Below are 16,191 nucleotides of genomic sequence, written 5' to 3'. Positions count from 1 at the left end.
GAACGCACCCACGCCCAGGGGCGGCCGCCCCCAAGTGCGGGCGTCCCGAGCCACCCGACTCAGACGCGGCAGGTCACCTCGTCTCTCACTGTTTCGCCAACTGTCCTTTCCCGTCAGACTGGTTGGCGTCGAACCTGAGCAGTGTTCATCTTCAGCACCCGCACCCCGCGACCAGAGAGACACCCCCACCATGAGACGACTCATCAGCACCCTCGCGGCCGCCGCGGTGGCCGTGACCGGCCTCGCCGCCGGCGGCGCGACGCCCGCCGCAGCGGCCACCACGGGATCGTTCAACGTCCTGACGTACAACGTCGCGGGCCTTCCCGAGGGCCTGAGCTCCGGCAGTCCGGAGACGAACACCCCGCTGATCTCCCCGCGCCTGGCGTCGTACGACATCGTGAACGTCCAGGAGGACTTCAACTATCACGCGGCCCTGTACGCGGGGGACAAGCACCCGTACCGCACCGCGACCAGCGGCGGTGTGCCCTTCGGTGACGGCCTCAACACCCTCTCGGACCACGCCTTCGAGGACTTCGAGCGGGTGAAGTGGAACGACTGCACCGGCACCAACTGCCTTACCCCCAAGGGCTTCACGCTCGCCCGGGTGCGGCTCGCCGAGGGCGTCTTCGTGGACCTCTACAACGTCCATACCAACGCCGACGACACGGACGAGGCACACGCCGCCCGCCGCGCCAACGTAGAGCAGCTCTCCGACTTCATCCAGGCCAACTCCGCGGGCAACGCGGTGATCGTGATGGGGGACACGAACACGCGGTACACGCGCACGGGCGACAACATCCGCACACTGGCCGCGGAGAACGGCCTGACGGACCCGTGGGTGAAACTGGTGAAGGGCGGCACGGCACCGGCACAGGGCGCCGACGCGTTGGTGTGCCCCACTACGGCCCCGTCCAATGACTGCGAGGTGGTGGACAAGGTCCTCTACCGCGGCAGCAAGCTGCTGACCCTGGACGCCACCCGCTACAACAACGAGTGGGCGTCCTTTCTGGACTCCGCGGGCGCCAACCTTTCCGACCACTTCCCGCACACCGTCGACTTCGCCTACACCCTCAACTCGTCCCTGAAGGCGAGCGACTTCTTCGGCGGCCCGCACGGCACGGCCTTCAACGACGCGGACGACCTTCCCGCGACACCGTCGCCCCGCACCCTGACGCTGCGCGGCGGCGCCCGCCTGGACGCGGTGTCCCTCACCCACGACGGCGGTACAACGCTCATCCACGGCGGCACGGGCGGCACGACCACGTCCCTGACACTCACGCCGGGCGAGCACCTCACCTCCCTGAAGCTGACCCAGGGTCAGAAAGACGGTCGCACCCGCCTCTTCTCGGCGTCCTTCACGACGGACAAGGGCCGCACCCTCTCCTCCGGTACGGCCACCACGGACACGAAGACCATCACGGCCCCGTCCGGCCGGCAGATCGTCGGCTTCACGGGACGGGCGGGGGACGAGATCGACAAGTTGGGGGTGCTGTACGCGCCGATCCGCTGAGGCCGCTAGGCGTCCTGTGCAGGGAAAAGTGAGGCGTCACCCTAGGGCACCCAGGCCATAAGCTGGGTGCCCTAGCCAACGGCATCCCGGAGGGTCCCCATGCCCAGAGCCGGCCTCACCCCCGACCGCATCACCGCGGCCGCCGCCGACCTGGCCGACGAGGTCGGCTTCGAGAGCGTGACCCTCTCCGCACTGGCCCGGCACTTCAGCGTCAGGGACGCCAGCCTCTACTCGCACGTCAAGAACCTCCAGGACCTGCGCACCCGCGTGGCGTTCCTCGCCGCAGGGGAAATGATCGACCGGATCGCCGTCGCCGTGGTGGGGCGGTCAGGGAAGGACGCCTTGGCCGCCTTCGCCGGGGCCTACCGCGAGTACGCGCTCCAGAACCCCGGCCGCTACGCCGCCACCCAGATCCGCATCGACCCGTCCCTCGTGGCCGGCTCCCCCGCCATGGCCCGCACCGCCGAGGTCACGTACGGCATGCTCCGCGCCTACGGTCTCGACGAGCCCGACCTCACCGACGCCGTACGGCTGCTGCGCGCCGCCTTCCACGGCTACTGCGTCCTGGAGTCCACCGGCGGCTTCGGTCACCCCCGCGCCGTGCAGGCCTCCTGGGACAAGGCGATCGACGCCCTGCACATCACGCTGGAGCACTGGCCGCGCGAGGAGAAGAGCGGGGGCTGAGGAACGCTGCCTCCGTCCGTGCCGGGGCCTCGTCGGTCCCGCCCCCGCGTACCCACGCCTCGACCTCGGCGTACGACGGCGCCGCGCCCCGCACGGGCCGGCCCGCCCGGATCTCGGTCACCGTCTCCAGCGCCGCGCCCAACGCCCTCCGGTACAGCAACGAGCCGACGCTGACGCGGCGTACGCCGAGGTCGGTGAGGTGGGGGACGGTCGGGCCGGTGGGTGAGTAGAGGATGTTGAGGGGGGCGTCGAGGTGGCGTACGAGGGCGGCGATCTGTGCGGGGTCGGTCAGGCCGGGGACGAACACGCCGTCGGCGCCCGCCTGTTGGTAGGCGACCAGGCGGGTCAGGGTGTCCGGGAAGTCGCCGTCGCCCAGCCAGTACGTGTCGGTGCGGGCGTTCACGAAGAGGTCCGGGGCAGCCGCCTTCACCGCGGCGATCTTCCGCGCGTGCAGGGTGACCGACCCCAGCCCGTCCTCCAGGTTGATGCCGGCCGCCCCGACCACGGACAGCTCGCGTGCCAGCTCCGCGACCTGCTCCGGGTCCTCGCTGAACCCGTCCGCCGCGTCCACGGACAGGAGGAACGGTTCGGTGCCCAGGGTCAAGGTGAGCTGGAGGGTGTGCTCGCGGGTGGCCGGTGATCCGTCGGGCAGGCCGACGGCCGCGGCGACGGCGAGGCTCGTCGTGCCGATCGCGCGGAAGCCCTGCGCGGCCAGGGCCGTCGCGGAGGCGTGGTCCCAGGCGTTGGGGAGCAACAACGGCTCCTCGGGGAGGTGGTGGAGCTCGGCGAAGGCGGTCATGTCCGCCACGGTAGGGGCGACTCGGTTCGGTGCCGGCCGAAGTGTTCCGGCGACGGCCCCGCCCCCTGCGCGCAAAGCCACGGCAACCTTTGATCTCCCCGCGGCGACTCCCGACCATGACATCCGCAAGACGCCCCGCCGGCCACCGCCGCGTCCGCGCCGCCCGCAAGCCCGTCCTCGCCGGACTCGTCGCGGCCGGTGCCTTCGTCGGCGCCTGGTACGCCGTGGCCGGTGCCGCCACGACCGCCGCGCCGACACTCGCCGTGACCACCACGACCGTCAGCCTTCCGGCCAAGTTCCCCTATCTGTCCGCCGGTTACAACAGCACCCGCGAATGGACCCGGACGGCGACCGCCGCGGCCCCGAACGGCACCCTGCGCGTCGCCTGGCCCGCCCCGGACGGCATCCACGTCACCCCGCTGTCGGCCGCCGGGAAGCGATCAGGCGCCGACACCGTGGTGAAGGGCGCCAAGGAAGTCGGCGGCCTGATCGCGCACAACGACGGTTTCGCCCTGCTCACCCGGGTCGCGGACACGAACAAGTGGAAGGAGACGGCGGCCGCGATCGTCCGCTACACGGGCGGCAAGCAGACCTTCCGTACCAAGCTCACCTCCACCGCCTCCCATGACACCGCCCCGCTCCTCGACGGACAGCTCACCTGGAACGGCACGAAGTACGGCGCGTACTTCGTCGTGCACGGCGCGGGCGGCTTCGCCGACGGGCACTTCGGCGACAAGCTGTCGTACGTCAGCGCCAAGGGCGCGAAGCTCAGCGGTGGTTGGAGCTGGGGATGCAGCCACAACGAGGGCATCGCCCTGCACCCGGAGAAGACCGGCGCGTTCACGTCCCTCTGCTTCGACGACTGGCGTTCGGGACTGTTCGTGTCGACCGGGATCGGTGCCCCGGACAACGCTCCGGTCGTGCAGCGCGAGCAGTGCTGGGCCGGTTACTGCGGCGGCACGTTCGCGGGCCGTACCGGCGATCTGGTGAAGTCGTCCACCGGCCGTTACGCCACCGCCTTCGCCTCGCGCGGGGCCGCCTCCGCCGGGAAGAACCCGGACGACGCGAGCGGCCGCGGCTGGACGGTGAAGCCGAGGACGGCCACGCACCAGGTGGCGGTGGCCTTCCTCAAGAACCGCAACTCCGGCCCCGGCAAGGCGATGTACCTCTCCAACGCCAAGGGCACCGAACACGTCAACGTGCGCCTCGCCCCGTACGGAAAGGACCGTCTGCTCCTGTCGTGGGAGTCCCTGAAGAACGCCAAGTGCGCGAGCGGCACCTGCACCGGCACCTTCACGGGCACACACCTGCGGCTCATGGACTGGAACGGGAAGTTCCAGAGTGCGGACAAGGTCGTCGCCGCACGGCTGACGGGTGACATCGCCGTACAGAAGGACGGCGCGCTGGCCTGGGCGTATGCGCCTGTCACGCCGTCGTACGCGAGTGCGCTCACCGGGGCGTCCCCGACCTCGGCCACTCTGCGGATCGCGCGTCTCAAGCCCTGAGCTCTGCGCATGCGGGGGTTGATAACTGCTCGCCAGGGAGTGCGTACGAGGTCGAATTAGCTCGATCGGGTGATCGCCTGCTTGCGTGCTTGCGGAGTCCTGGGCCGATCGGGCTAACGTGGTCGTGCGACCTGGGACACCGGGTACGGCGTCAGCGTGCGGGGCCCCTGCTCCACCAGAGGATGGTCCAGGGCCTCCCCGCCGCCTCTGGCCGTACCTATTTGGCCAGGTCGCGGAGGGAACTGGCCTCCCGGGCCCGGACCACGCACAGGATGCGTGTCGCCGCCCCGGGGTCGAGTACGCCGGGGACCAGCTCGCCCAAGACCGTTCGGGGCGCGCGGCTGAACGGACTCACTCCCGTTCAGTCCACAGGAACGGTTCGGGTCGTCGGCGTACCGCAGGAGGTCGTGGCGGGGGAAGTTCGGGTGGCCGTGCGGGCGGTCGGGGAAGGTGAGGCTGCCCGTCCACCACTGCCATACGGCCATGAGCATGTCCGCGGGTGCGTCGTCGCAGGATTCGGCGAGGAAGAGCTGGACGATCCGGTCCTCGTCACGGGCGAGGCGGGCGACGACGTCCGGCGGCAGACGCCGGGCCCGGGCGACGCTCCTGCGGACGAGGGGGTGGGAGGAGGCGGCCAGGCGGCGCATGGCGTCCTCGTCGTCGTGCAGGGCCCTGACCCATTCGAGCGTGTGGGGGCGGCTGCTCAGGTCGAAGTCGATGGGGATCCGGGCGCGCTGCTCCTCGGTGAGGTCGGCGCGTACCGACACCGTGCGGCGGACGTTCCTGTCGGGGTCCTCGGCGAGGAGGGCGACCAGGTCGGGGTCCAGGTGCGGGTTGGCGGCGAGGGCGATGCGGTCGTCCGGTTCGCCGTGCCGCGCCAGGTGTTCGGCGAGGTCGCGTTCCAGGTGGAGCGTCTGCCACTCGTGGGCTTCGAGGTTTGCGGCTTCGAACACCGAGCGGGGCAGCGGGTGGTCCCGGTGACGCGCGAGGAGGGCGACCGAGCGCACCTCGCTGTCGGGGTCGGCGAGGAGCGCTTCCCGTCCTCGCTGGTCCAGATGCGGCCAGGCCACCCGGCAGGCCGCGACCCGTACCGCGGGCTCGGGATCGGCGGCCAGTGCGACCGCCACGTCCGCGGGCAGGTTCACGATGCCGGACACCTCGGCACGGATCCGGTCGGACGGATCGGCGGCGAGTCGGCGGCAGATGTCCTCGGGGAGTTCGGCCCGTCGCTCGACGGCCACCAGGGTGAGGAGCCACCGCTGCCGGCTGTCCTGCGCGTCGAGGATCATCCGGGCCCGCTGCTCGGGCGTGATGTCCGGCTGGTACTCGGCGGCCATCGATCGCACGTTCCAGTCCGGATGGGCCAGTGCCGCGTCCAGGACGTCCGCCGGCAGGGGGCGGTAGAGGACGTAGGTGCATCGGTCCAGTAGTCGAGCCCGTATGTCCGCCGGCGTGGCAGCGTTGCGCGCGAGTCCGCCCGCCCAGGCGTCGAGCAGGTCCTCGGTCGGCCCCGGCCCCTCGAACAGCGAGGCCCAGACGGCCGCCCGCTCCCGCGGTGTCCGACGACCGGCGGCAGCCTCCGCCTCGGCCTCCTGGCGTTCCTTGAGCCGTTCCTCGGCGATCAGCCAGACGTCGTACTCCTCGACCGTGGCGGCGACCAGGGCGTCCCCGTCGAGCGCCAGCGTGACGAACTCCGGCTGTCCGGGACGCTCGCCCAGCACCCCGGCAAGGTCCCATTCGGTGGTGAGCCGGACGCGGGTCCAGGGCCGGCCCGCGCCACGCGACGAGTTGTCGGCGACGGCGATCAGGAACACTCCGTCCCCGTCGAGGACGCCCGCACCGGACGCCAGCCGATGCCACTCCCGGTTGACGGAGTCGACCAGATCGGGCCTGTCGGTCCGTACGGTCGCGGTCGGCTCGGTCTCGAACCCGATGACCCGGCGCCACGCGGCCCTGGGCGACAGCACGTCCTCGACCCGCCACTCGCCGGCGATCTCCAGCCCGGCTCGCCGCAACCGGTCGAACAACTCCTCATGCGCACTCGTCACGAGCTCATCCCGTCCGACGAGACTCCCCCCGCCGCGACGACCACTCCCGGGTCCCACCGCACCCGCACCTCGGGCCCCTCGCTCCAGCGCACCGTCAACTCCCGCGCCCCGTCCGCCCGTACGCCGACCGTCTCCTCCAACGGCACCGGCTCCGCCTCGGCGGTGAGCCGCGCGAGCGCGACGAAGAGCGTGTCGCCCTCACCGGTGACACCCGCGAGGTCGCCGTCAAGGCCGACCACCGGCACGATTTCCGCCCGCGCCCCGTCCACGGCCGCCCACCCGGTGACCCGTACCGCCGTGCCCGGCTGCGCACCCGACACCACATGAGCGCGCACTTCCACGGCCCCGCGCGCGAGCACGACACTCGTCACCCGCGCTCCCCCGCCCGCCGTGTGCCGCGAGGCCACCCAGCCGTCGCCGACACCCAGCGGCTCGATGCCGGTACGGCTCGGATCGTCGCCGACGATCACACTGTTGTCGTACGACGACGAAGGCGTCGTCACCGTCGAGTAGGCGAGGCGCGAGTAGTACGGGTCGTAGCGGACGTCCTCGCTGCCGTGGTTGTGGAGGCGCACGAGCCCGTCCGAACTCGTCGACTGGAGCAGCCAGTTGGGGGCGGCGATCGGCGTGACCGCGTCCGCCCGCTCGGCCGGTCCCGGTTCCTCCGGGGCCGTCCACACCTCGTGGTCCGGCGGCAGCAGCAGGCCCAGGAAGCCCTTGCTCGCCCAGTAGGGGGAAGCGGGGCCCGAATAGCCTTGCAGGACAGCGGAGTCGGGCCCGTGCCAGCCGAGGGTCAGCAGGCCTCGTGAGTCGACCGCGCCCCGGTCCAGGAAGTACTTCAGCGCTCCGGAGGCCAGCCGCCGCGTCTCCCCCGGCGCCAGCGGCGTACGACCCGTCAGCGCGCCCAGCCACAGCGGCGCCGTTGTCGCGAAGCGGTAGGTCAGGGAGCGGCCCTGGTGCATCGGGGCGCCGTCGCCGCCGAACAGGCGGGCGTAGTCGGCGAGATGGCGTTCCAGGCGGCCGCCGTAGAGGTCCAGGAGCCGGGGGTCGTCCGCGAGCCAGGCGTGCAGGACCGGGTAGAGGTGCATCGCCCAGCCGTTGTAGTAGTCGAACTTGCGGCCGTCGCCGTCGGTGTACCAGCCGTCGCGGACGTACCACTGCTCGATGCGTTCCAGGCCGTTGTCGATCGCCTTGCGGGACGCGTCGACCTCGTAGCCGATGTCCTGCAGGAATCCGCCGACCGTGACCGGGAACAACTCCCAGTTGCAGGGCCAGGCCTCGGCGGTGAGCGCGTCGCCGAGCCAGGCCGCCGCCCGCTGTCGCACGCCCTCGTCCAGCCTGTCCCACAGCAGCGGCCGGGTCAGTCTGAGGGCGAGGGCGATCGACGCCGCCTCGACCAGCGGCTGGCTGCGGTCCTCGATGCGGGGCCAGGCGCCCGCGACGCCGGCGGCGAGTCCGTCCGCGTACCGCTCCAGGGCGGTCTCGTCACGGCGGAAGGCCGCCAGCAGCAGCGTACGGGCGTAGCCCTCCAGGCCGTCGGAGAGGCGCCCCGACCAGCTCTCGCGGTCCCCGGGGAAGTGGTAGAGGGCGCGGTCCTCGGTGGCGTACGGCTCGACGGCCGCGAGCAGGGCGTCTGCGGCCGCCTCCCAGTGGGCTCGGGTGCGGCCGGTGAGCGGGCTGAGGGTGCGGTCGTCGGGGGGCAGCTGCATGGGTCTCTTTCGTACGGGGCGTGCTTGCTCGACACTCGGATCGGCCGAAGCCTGGGGCGCCCCGGTTCCGGTCGGAGCGCCCCAGACACCTATCCCACCCGCACCAGGCCCTCCGGCACCAGATGCTGGGCGACAAGTTCGTCGCGGACCAGTCCCGCGTACACGGTCGCGCCGTGCGCGGACGTGTGGGTGTTGTCCCTTTTCTCGTTGTAGAGATACAGCGCCTTCGAGCCTTCGACGCCCAGCGACTCCACGACCGCCTTGGTCTTCGCCGTCAGGTCGATCAGCGGGACGTCCTCGGCGGCGGCGACCGAGCGGACGACCTCAGGATGGTTCACGCCGAGGCCGTTGACCAGAAGTGCGGTGCCGTTGTTCAGGGTGCCGTCGGAGTTGAACCAGCGGCGCACGATCGGGGTGACGAGGACCGGGCTGCCGCCCTTCTCCCGTACGCCCGCCACCAGGGTCTCCAGGTTCGCCCGGTACGTCGCCTCGTCCGTCGTCTTGTCGTTGTGGGCGAGTTGGACGAGGACCAGGTCACCGCGGCGGATCTGTGGCTGGACGGTGGCCCACAACTGGGGGTTCCCCAGATACGTCACCGTACTCTCGCCGGAGTCCGCGTAGTTGGCGACGGACACGCCCTTGCGGAGGTACTGCGGCAGCTGCTGGCCCCAGCCGGAGTACGGGTCGCCGGGCTGGTCGCAGACCGTCGAGTCGCCGACGAGGAAGATCTGGCGGGCACGGTGGGCGGGGGTGACCTTGATGTCGGCGAGCGCGGGTGCCGTGCCGCCGAGGACGAGGTCCAGGCCGGGGGTGCCCTCGGGGCCGGTCGGCTCACCCTCGGGGGTGCGCACGTTCACGGTGAAGCCGCGGGCGACGCGCTCGCCGGCGGTGACCGGTGTCTCGGGGAGCAGGGAGCGCCGGGTCTCGCCGGCGATGCTCGTGCTCGACCCGGCGTCGCCACCGAGGAGGACCTTCACGTCGTACGTGCCGGGTGGGAGGTCGAAGTGGCATGCGGTGGCGGTGCAGTTCTCGAGGCCCAGGGGGCGCTGGCCGGCGTGGGCCCCGGGGCCCTGGCCGTCGTACGCCTGGGCCGGTACGGCGATGGCGCCGGCGCTCAGGGTGAGCGCCGCCAGCACGGCGAGGTTGAAACGTCTCATACGGCTCCTCCGACGGTCCTGGGACTGGGCGACAAGGCCTGGCCGGTGGACGGTACCGCTCTTGGCAAGCGCTTTCTACCCCTCGGGGCGATTTCACATGGCTGCCAACTCAGCCGAGGCGAAAGCCCTTTCGCGAAATCGATTCAACTGTCACTCTGCCAACCAGGATCCGCCGGGCAGGCCCCGGCACCCGCACGCACCCCCACCCTCCCGAAGGAGGCACCCCCATGTCCGGAACCGCGAACGACAGACCGGTCCGACGCCGCACCTTCGTCCTCTCCGCCGCGGCCGCCGCCGGTACGGCCGCCCTCTCCGGCCCGCTCGCGCAGACCGCGTCCGCCGCGACCTTCGGCTACACCGACGACGGGTCGAACTACGTCGTCGACACCGGCGCCAACCTGGTCTTCAAGGTCAGCAAGACCAACGGCGACCTGACCTCGCTGGTCTACCGCGGCACGCAGTACCAGGGCTACGGCGGCAAGAACTCGCACATCGAGTCCGGCCTCGGCACCTCCACCGTGAGCATCAAGCAGTCCGGCACGACGATCCTGATCTCGGTCACGTACGGCACGCTGAAGCACTACTACGCGGCCCGCAGCGGCGAGAACAACGTCTACCTGTGGACCAACAAGGCCGACACCTCGGTCAGCGCGACCCGCTACATCCTGCGCGTGAACGCGGGCAAGTTCCTCAACGACGAGTCCGACTCCTACACGTACGCGCCCACCACCATCGAGGCCTCGGACGTCTTCGCGAAGTCCGACGGCCAGACCCGCTCGAAGCACTACACGAAGTCCCGGGTCATCGACTACAACTACGTCGGCTGGACCACCGGCAGCGTCGGCCTGTACATCGTGCGCTCCAACCACGAGAAGGCCTCCGGCGGCCCGTTCTACCGCTCCCTCCTGCGCCACCAGAGCGCGGACGGCGGCGGCCTGTACGAGATCCTGTACTACGGCGAGAACCAGACGGAGGCCCAGCGCTTCGGCCTCCAGGGCCCCTACGTCATCGCCTTCACGGACGGCGGCGCCCCCTCCTCCTCCCTGTACCCGGGCACCCTCACCACGTCGTGGGCGGACTCGCTCGGCATCTCCGGGTACGTCGCGTCGGGCGGCCGGGGCAAGGTCGCCGGCGTCGGCATCACCGGGCGGAACACGTCGTACGCCTACACGGTGGGGCTCGCCAACTCCGCTGCCCAGTACTGGGGTTCGGCCCGGTCCTCGGACGGCTACTTCTCCATCGGCGGCGTCCTTCCGGGGACGTACACACTGACCGTCTTCAAGGGTGAACTCGCCGTCTACACCGGCTCGGTGAGCGTCAGCGCGGGCGGGACGACCACCCTCAACTCCATCGCGATCCCGTCCTCGAACGACCCGAGCAACGCGAGCGCGATCTGGCGCATCAACGACTGGAACGGCACACCCAGCGGCTTCAAGAACGCCGACCTGATGACGTACGCCCATCCGTCCGACGTCCGCGCCTCCTCCTGGACCGGCAACGTCGTCATCGGCAGCGGCACCGAGACCTCGGCCTTCCCCTGCTACCTGTGGAAGGACGTCAACAGCGGCATCATCGTCTACTTCAAGCTGACGGCCGCCCAGGCCGCCGCCGCGCACACCCTGCGCATCGGCGTGACGACGGCCTACGCGAACGGCCGCCCGCAGGTCGTCATCAACGACACCTGGACCTCGGCCGTCCCCTCCCCGCCCACCCAGCCGAGCACACGGTCGCTGACCGTGGGCTCGTACCGGGGCAACAACAACACGTTCACCTACAGCGTGCCGGCGTCCGCCTGGCTGACGGACACCAGCGCGTACAACACGCTGAAGATCTACGTGGCGAGCGGTTCGGGGACCACCTCCTATCTCAGTGCGGGCACGTCGATCGACGCGATCGACCTGCTTGCCTGACCCGACCGGACGTCATGTTCCGCGCGTCCACTGCTGGTTGGTGCCGCCGTTGCACGTATACGTGATGACGGCCGCGCCGTTGGCGGTGGACGCGCCGTTCACGTCCAGGCACTTGCCGCTCGCGCGGGACTTGATGTTCACGTACGAGCCGGTGGTGGTCAGCGACCACTGCTGAGTGGTCGCCGACCCGCTGCAGTTCTCCTGGGTGATCGTGCCCGCGTTCTCCTGCACGCACAGGGAGCTGTTGCGGACCATCAGCTGGTAGTAGCCGCTGCCGACGGACTTGAACCAGTACTTCTGGTTGTTGCCGCCGTTGCAGTCGTACTGCTTGATCTGGGCACCCTGCCAGAGGGACTGGCTGGTCACGTCCGCGCACCTGCCGCTGTGCCGGGCGATCAGCGTGTTGTACGTGGCGCTGGTCCCGCTGATCGTGCCGGCGGCCGTGTCGATGGTGACCTCCGGGGACCAGGACATGGACATCGAGGTCGAGCTGGGGAAGCTCAGCGGCAGCCACACGTACCGGGAGTCGTTGACGGTCCCGCCGAAGGAGTTGCCCCAGCGGTCGCCCAGGTAGAGGTACGAGGTGCCAGAACTGCCCTGCACGGGAAGGACGAACGCGGTCTGCGAGCCGAACGTCGTCGAGTCGCCGACGTTCGTCATCGCCGACCAGGGGCCGGACAGCGAGGTCGCCGTCGCATACTGCTGCTGGTTGGGGTTCCAGCCGGTCGCGCCCGAGGTCAGCATGAAGTAGACGTTGCCCCGCTTGAACAGCGCCGGGGCCTCACGGTGGCCGCCGTGCCAGGGGTCGGCGAGCAGGCTCGCGATGCCGGTGTAGTCGGCGGTGAGCCGGTAGATCTGCAGGTCGTAGTTGTCGCGCGCGGCGGAGGCCATGTAGCCGGCGCCGTCGGTGTCCACGAAGACCGTGATGTCGCGGGACATGTGCTGGCCGAGCGGGCGGAAGCTCCCCTGCCAGGCGTAGTTGCCGTCGACGGTGTCGGAGACGGCGACGGCGGCGCGGGCCTCGCTGTAGTCGGTGCCGTTCTCCTTGTGCATCCACATGACGAACTTGCCGGTGGAGGCGTTGTACATGACCTTCGGCCGCTCGATGTTGGCGGTGGCGAGCTCGGGGTCGCTGGCCTCGGTCAGCACGTGGTTGCGGAACTCCCAGTTCTTCAGGTCGGTGGAGCGGTAGGCGTCCACGTACCGGAAGGTGTTGTCGGCGTTGCGGTTCTCGCCGAACCAGTAGTAGTAGGAGCCGACCTTGAGGACCCCGCCGCCGTGGGCGTGCACGGGGTTGCCCGACGTGTCCGTGAACTGGGTGCCGTTGACGATCGTCTGGGGTGCGGCATGGGCCGGTCCGGCGGTGGCCAGGGCGCCGAGCAGCGCCACACAGAGGGCGAGCAGAGCAGCGTAGGCACGTCTCATGTCAGGCACTCTCCTTGACGGTCGCGGCGGCCGTGTCGGCCGTGTCGGTGGTGCCTGTCGGGGGGGCCGTGTCGGCGACGGGGATGCCGAAGTCCGGGGTGCCGTCCGCCTTCCAGCCGAGCTTCTGGACGCGGGTGTGGCGGTTGGGGTCGTTCAGCGGGTCGCCGACGATGTCCTTGTACTGGCGGGCGTGGTAGACGAGGACGTCGGTGCGGCCGTCCTCGGCGACGGTGAAGCAGTTGTGGCCGGGGCCGTACTGCTTGGTCGTGTCGTTGCTCGTGAAGACCGGGGTCGGCGACTTGGACCAGCTCGCGGGGTTCATCAGGTCGCTGTGCGCGTCGGCGGTCAGCAGACCCATGCAGTAGTTGAAGTCGGTGGCGGCGGCGGAGTACGTCATGAACAGGCGTCCGTTGCGGACGATGACCGACGGGCCCTCGTTGACCTTGTAGCCGACGCACTCCCAGTCGTACTCCGGTGTGGACAGGCGCACTTGCGGGCCTGTCAGGGTCCACGGGTTCGCCATCCTCGACAGCCACAGGGCGGTGTTGTTGCCCATGTCGGGCTCGTGCTGCGCCCAGGCGAGGTAGCGGCTGCCCCGGTGGGTGAAGGTGGTGGCATCCAGGGAGAAGGTCTCCCAGGCCGTCTTGACCTGACCGCGCTCGGTCCACGTCCCCTTGAAGGGGTCGCGGTGGGCGTTCTCCAGCACCCAGATGCGGATGTCCCACACGCTCTCGGCGGGCGCCGCGGCGAAGTAGATGTACCACTTGCCGCCGATGCGGTGGATCTCCGGCGCCCAGATGTGCGCGCCCATGTCGCCGGTCGCGTGTTTGGTCCAGATGACGGACTCGGCGGCGGTCGCCAGACCGTTCAGGGTGCGCGAGCGGCGCAGGATGATCCGGTCGTACTCGGGGGCGGTCGCCGTGAAGTAGTAGTGGCCGTCGGCGTGACGGTGGATGTGCGGGTCGGCACGGTGGCGGACGAGCGGGTTCACGTACGGGGCTGCTTTCGGGGTCGGGGCGGCGTGGGCGACGCCGGCGGTGGTGGCCGCCAGGGTGCCCGCGGCCAGGGCGCCCTTCAGCAGCAGTCGGCGGTACGGATCTTCGGGCAGGTCGTTGTCGCGGCTCATACGGACTGCCTCTCGGGGGTGGGGTGTCCTGAGAGCGATGTTCGATATTGAGAACATCTGTTGCTATTCCGAACGCCGAAAAGGTAAGGGCGTGCAACCGGGAGGTCAACGGGTTGGACGAGACTGGAGCAGGCGCTTTGTGCCGCGCGAATTTCTGTTATCGGTCGGCGTGCCGGTCCGTCTCCGACTACGTGCGCAGCCATACCCACAAGACAGCAGCAGCCGCCGGCGCCCTCGCGGCGATGGCCGCCCTCCTCGCCGCCGCTCCCCCGGCGACGGCCGCCGGTGCCCGGGACGTCACCGCCGACGTGCTCGCCGACCGGGACGTGGCGCTCACCGGCGACACGGCCGTCACCGTGCCGCCGGGGACGACGACCTACGACGGAGTCTTCCGCGGCGAGGGCACGCTCACCGTGCGCGGCGCCGGAACACTGGTCCTGACCAGGGACAGCGACTTCACGCTGCCGAAGTCCCGGCAGCGGCAGAGGGTGGCCACGCAGGGCGGCAACCATCCGTACGTCACCACCGCAGACCCCGATCCGCCCGCGATCACGGTCGAGCGGGGCGCGACCCTGCAGTACGGCGACGGCGGCACGACCGGGCTGATCGGCCACTTCCCGTACAACACCCCGGCGTTCCGGCTCAACCAGGACAACATCCGCGTCGACGGCACTCTGCGGCTGTCCCTGAAGAGCGCCTACAACCTGGGCACCATCAGCGGCTCCGGCCTGATCACCCAGCCGCGGTTCCTCTGGGGCACCTGGGACCTGTCGGGCACCCACCCCTTCTCCGGGGTGATCGACAACGGCACGCAGGTCAACGCCGGACGGCCGGAGTTCGCGACCTCGCTGCCCGGCGTGCGCAAGGTCCTCAACCAGGGCACCTGGACCGTGGACACCCCGCTGGGCCGGACGGTCACCATGGGCATGGACTTCTACCAGCGCGAGTACGGCAGCGACATCAACGTCCAGTCACGGCCGGGCAGCAAGGTCATTCTGACCGGGCAGTACAGCTGGTCGAACCAGGGCGGCGACACCGACCCCTCGCTCAGCGACCCCGCCCTGAACTGGACGCCCGCGCGGAAGAACGTCAACAAGCGCGGCACCAACATCAAGGGCGCGAACGTCCAGTGGGGCGACGGCACCTCGCACAAGATCTTCATGCCGGGCACCGCCGAGACCGTCTACATCAACCTCCTCGCCGCCCGCTCCCGTTCACTGCTCACCTTCGACTACAACGGCCCGGTGACGCTGGGCGCCCCCATCGGCGGCGGCCGCTTCCACGACACGCTGTCCGCACCCGGCGCCGGGGACATCGTCATCGCGGGAACCCGCGGGAACGACGTCACCTTCGCGGCGAAGCAGTACTACGACGGTTCGACGACCGTGCGGAAGGGGGCGGTGCTGCGGCTGGGCTCCGGACAGGGGGACGGTTCCCTGTTGACGGGCACCGAGCGGCGGCGGGTGGTGAACGACGGGACGCTCGTCGTGAACAACGCGAAGACCGCGATCTCCTTGGCGTACGTGAGCGGCACCGGAGCGTTCGTACAGGCGGGGGCGGCCACGACGACGCTGAAGGGCAGCGCGGTGACGTACACCGGCGCCACGACGGTCAAGAAGGGCACTTTGGCGCTGCGATCGGGGGCAACTCTCGTGCGCAGCAAGGTGATCCGGCTGCCCTCGGCGGGGTCCCGGCTGGATGCCGGATCGTCCGGGCTGCGGGTGGCGACCACGCTGACCGGCAAGGGCACCGTGAAGGGGGCGGTGACGAACGAGGGGGTCGTCGCGGGCGGGCTCACCGTGTCCGGTGACTACACGCAGCGCGCGAAGGGTGAACTGGTCCTGCGGGACCGGCCGTTGAAGGTGACGGGGGCGGTCAGGCTGGCCGGCGGACTGGACCTGTCGGCCGCCGGGTCCCGCCCGGCGCGGGAGATCACCGTGCTGGAGCATGCGGGGCGCGCGAAGACCGGCGGTGCGTTCAGTGGGCTCAAGGAGGGGGCGAAAGTGAAGCTCGCCGACACGACCTATCGCATCAGCTACAAGGGAGGGGACGGGAACGACGTGGTGCTCAGCGCGGATGCGGCGAGCCCGTCGGCGTCCGCGGCCCGCTCCCCCGAAGCGTCCGGCGTCCCGGCCTCCGATCCGCGCGCCGCCGGGGCGTCGAGCAGCGGGCTCGGCTGGTGGCCGTATGTGCTCGCCGTTGGGCTGCTGCTCGGGCTCGTGGTGCCGGTGACGATGCGCGGGCGGGGTGGGCAGGGTGGGCGGCGTAGGGGTGGGCGGCACTCGGGGCGTGGGTAACGGCGCCCGGCGTCGGAGCCG

At 70.5% G+C, this 16,191-nt stretch carries 11 protein-coding genes; 5 read left to right on the top strand and 6 right to left on the bottom strand.

Features of this window, described 5'->3' with window-relative positions:
- Positions 1 to 190 precede the first annotated feature (190 nt).
- Both ACFYO2_RS13380 and ACFYO2_RS13375 read left to right on the top strand, forming a co-directional pair.
- A complete protein-coding gene (locus ACFYO2_RS13380; RefSeq protein ID WP_388347986.1) occupies positions 191 to 1,510 on the top strand; it encodes a jacalin-like lectin in 1,320 nt (439 codons plus the stop codon).
- Positions 1,511 to 1,609: 99 nt separating this feature from the next.
- Positions 1,610 to 2,194 carry a TetR/AcrR family transcriptional regulator gene (locus ACFYO2_RS13375; protein WP_388347984.1) on the top strand — a complete coding sequence of 195 codons (585 nt, stop codon included), beginning with the start codon at positions 1,610 to 1,612 and terminating at the stop codon, positions 2,192 to 2,194.
- On the opposite strand, the gene ACFYO2_RS13370 is transcribed toward ACFYO2_RS13375, so the two are convergent.
- Positions 2,151 to 2,993: an isocitrate lyase/phosphoenolpyruvate mutase family protein gene (locus ACFYO2_RS13370; protein ID WP_388347982.1), complete on the bottom strand. Its 843-nt coding sequence runs from the start codon at positions 2,991 to 2,993 to the stop codon at positions 2,151 to 2,153. The two genes, ACFYO2_RS13375 and ACFYO2_RS13370, sit on opposite strands and share 44 nt — an antisense overlap.
- A gap of 116 nt (positions 2,994 to 3,109) precedes the next feature.
- Between ACFYO2_RS13370 and ACFYO2_RS13365 the strand changes: the two genes are divergently transcribed.
- Complete coding sequence (locus tag ACFYO2_RS13365) at positions 3,110 to 4,498, top strand: hypothetical protein (protein WP_388347980.1); 1,389 nt, start codon at positions 3,110 to 3,112, stop codon at positions 4,496 to 4,498.
- A 113-nt stretch (positions 4,499 to 4,611) separates the two neighbouring features.
- Here ACFYO2_RS13365 and ACFYO2_RS13360 read toward each other — a convergent pair whose 3' ends face one another.
- The 3 genes from ACFYO2_RS13360 to ACFYO2_RS13350 all read right to left on the bottom strand — a co-directional run bounded on the left by ACFYO2_RS13360 (position 4,612) and on the right by ACFYO2_RS13350 (position 9,412).
- On the bottom strand, positions 4,612 to 6,546 hold the full coding sequence (locus ACFYO2_RS13360) for a PE-PGRS family protein (RefSeq protein WP_388347978.1): 1,935 nt from the start codon (positions 6,544 to 6,546) through the stop codon (positions 4,612 to 4,614).
- Positions 6,543 to 8,255 (bottom strand): DUF2264 domain-containing protein, encoded by a 1,713-nt coding sequence (locus ACFYO2_RS13355; RefSeq protein WP_388347976.1) that lies wholly within the window; start codon positions 8,253 to 8,255, stop codon positions 6,543 to 6,545. The genes ACFYO2_RS13360 and ACFYO2_RS13355 overlap by 4 nt, the downstream gene beginning before the upstream one ends.
- A gap of 89 nt (positions 8,256 to 8,344) precedes the next feature.
- Entirely contained in the window at positions 8,345 to 9,412 is a 1,068-nt protein-coding gene (locus tag ACFYO2_RS13350) for a rhamnogalacturonan acetylesterase (RefSeq protein WP_388347974.1), read from the bottom strand.
- A gap of 227 nt (positions 9,413 to 9,639) precedes the next feature.
- On the opposite strand from ACFYO2_RS13350, the gene ACFYO2_RS13345 reads away from it, so the two are divergent.
- Positions 9,640 to 11,322 carry a rhamnogalacturonan lyase B N-terminal domain-containing protein gene (locus tag ACFYO2_RS13345; protein WP_388347972.1) on the top strand — a complete coding sequence of 561 codons (1,683 nt, stop codon included), beginning with the start codon at positions 9,640 to 9,642 and terminating at the stop codon, positions 11,320 to 11,322.
- 12 nt (positions 11,323 to 11,334) lie between these two features.
- Here the strand turns inward: ACFYO2_RS13345 and ACFYO2_RS13340 are convergent, their stop codons facing one another.
- A complete protein-coding gene (locus ACFYO2_RS13340) occupies positions 11,335 to 12,747 on the bottom strand; it encodes an RICIN domain-containing protein (protein WP_388347970.1) in 1,413 nt (470 codons plus the stop codon).
- Between the two features lies 1 nt (position 12,748).
- Entirely contained in the window at positions 12,749 to 13,873 is a 1,125-nt protein-coding gene (locus ACFYO2_RS13335; RefSeq protein ID WP_388347968.1) for a family 43 glycosylhydrolase, read from the bottom strand.
- Between the two features lie 191 nt (positions 13,874 to 14,064).
- On the opposite strand from ACFYO2_RS13335, the gene ACFYO2_RS13330 reads away from it, so the two are divergent.
- On the top strand, positions 14,065 to 16,170 hold the full coding sequence (locus ACFYO2_RS13330; RefSeq protein WP_388347966.1) for an autotransporter: 2,106 nt from the start codon (positions 14,065 to 14,067) through the stop codon (positions 16,168 to 16,170).
- Positions 16,171 to 16,191 lie beyond the last annotated feature (21 nt).

The organism is Streptomyces sp. NPDC006602, assembly GCF_042870385.1.
In the GTDB taxonomy this organism is placed as follows: Bacteria; Actinomycetota; Actinomycetes; order Streptomycetales; family Streptomycetaceae; genus Streptomyces.
Note: the sequence above shows the minus strand (reverse complement) of the source record. Positions and strands in the feature narration are given on the sequence as shown.

Bases quoted from the DNA above. Each gene is read 5' to 3' on its own strand.
- ACFYO2_RS13380 (WP_388347986.1), top strand. From the start codon at position 191: ATGAGACGACTCATCAGCACCCTCGCGGCCGCCGCGGTGGCCGTGACC.
- ACFYO2_RS13375 (WP_388347984.1), top strand. From the start codon at position 1,610: ATGCCCAGAGCCGGCCTCACCCCCGACCGCATCACCGCGGCCGCCGCC.
- ACFYO2_RS13370 (WP_388347982.1), bottom strand. From the start codon at position 2,993: ATGACCGCCTTCGCCGAGCTCCACCACCTCCCCGAGGAGCCGTTGTTG.
- ACFYO2_RS13365 (WP_388347980.1), top strand. From the start codon at position 3,110: ATGACATCCGCAAGACGCCCCGCCGGCCACCGCCGCGTCCGCGCCGCC.
- ACFYO2_RS13355 (WP_388347976.1), bottom strand. From the start codon at position 8,255: ATGCAGCTGCCCCCCGACGACCGCACCCTCAGCCCGCTCACCGGCCGC.
- ACFYO2_RS13350 (WP_388347974.1), bottom strand. From the start codon at position 9,412: ATGAGACGTTTCAACCTCGCCGTGCTGGCGGCGCTCACCCTGAGCGCC.
- ACFYO2_RS13345 (WP_388347972.1), top strand. From the start codon at position 9,640: ATGTCCGGAACCGCGAACGACAGACCGGTCCGACGCCGCACCTTCGTC.
- ACFYO2_RS13340 (WP_388347970.1), bottom strand. From the start codon at position 12,747: ATGAGACGTGCCTACGCTGCTCTGCTCGCCCTCTGTGTGGCGCTGCTC.
- ACFYO2_RS13335 (WP_388347968.1), bottom strand. From the start codon at position 13,873: ATGAGCCGCGACAACGACCTGCCCGAAGATCCGTACCGCCGACTGCTG.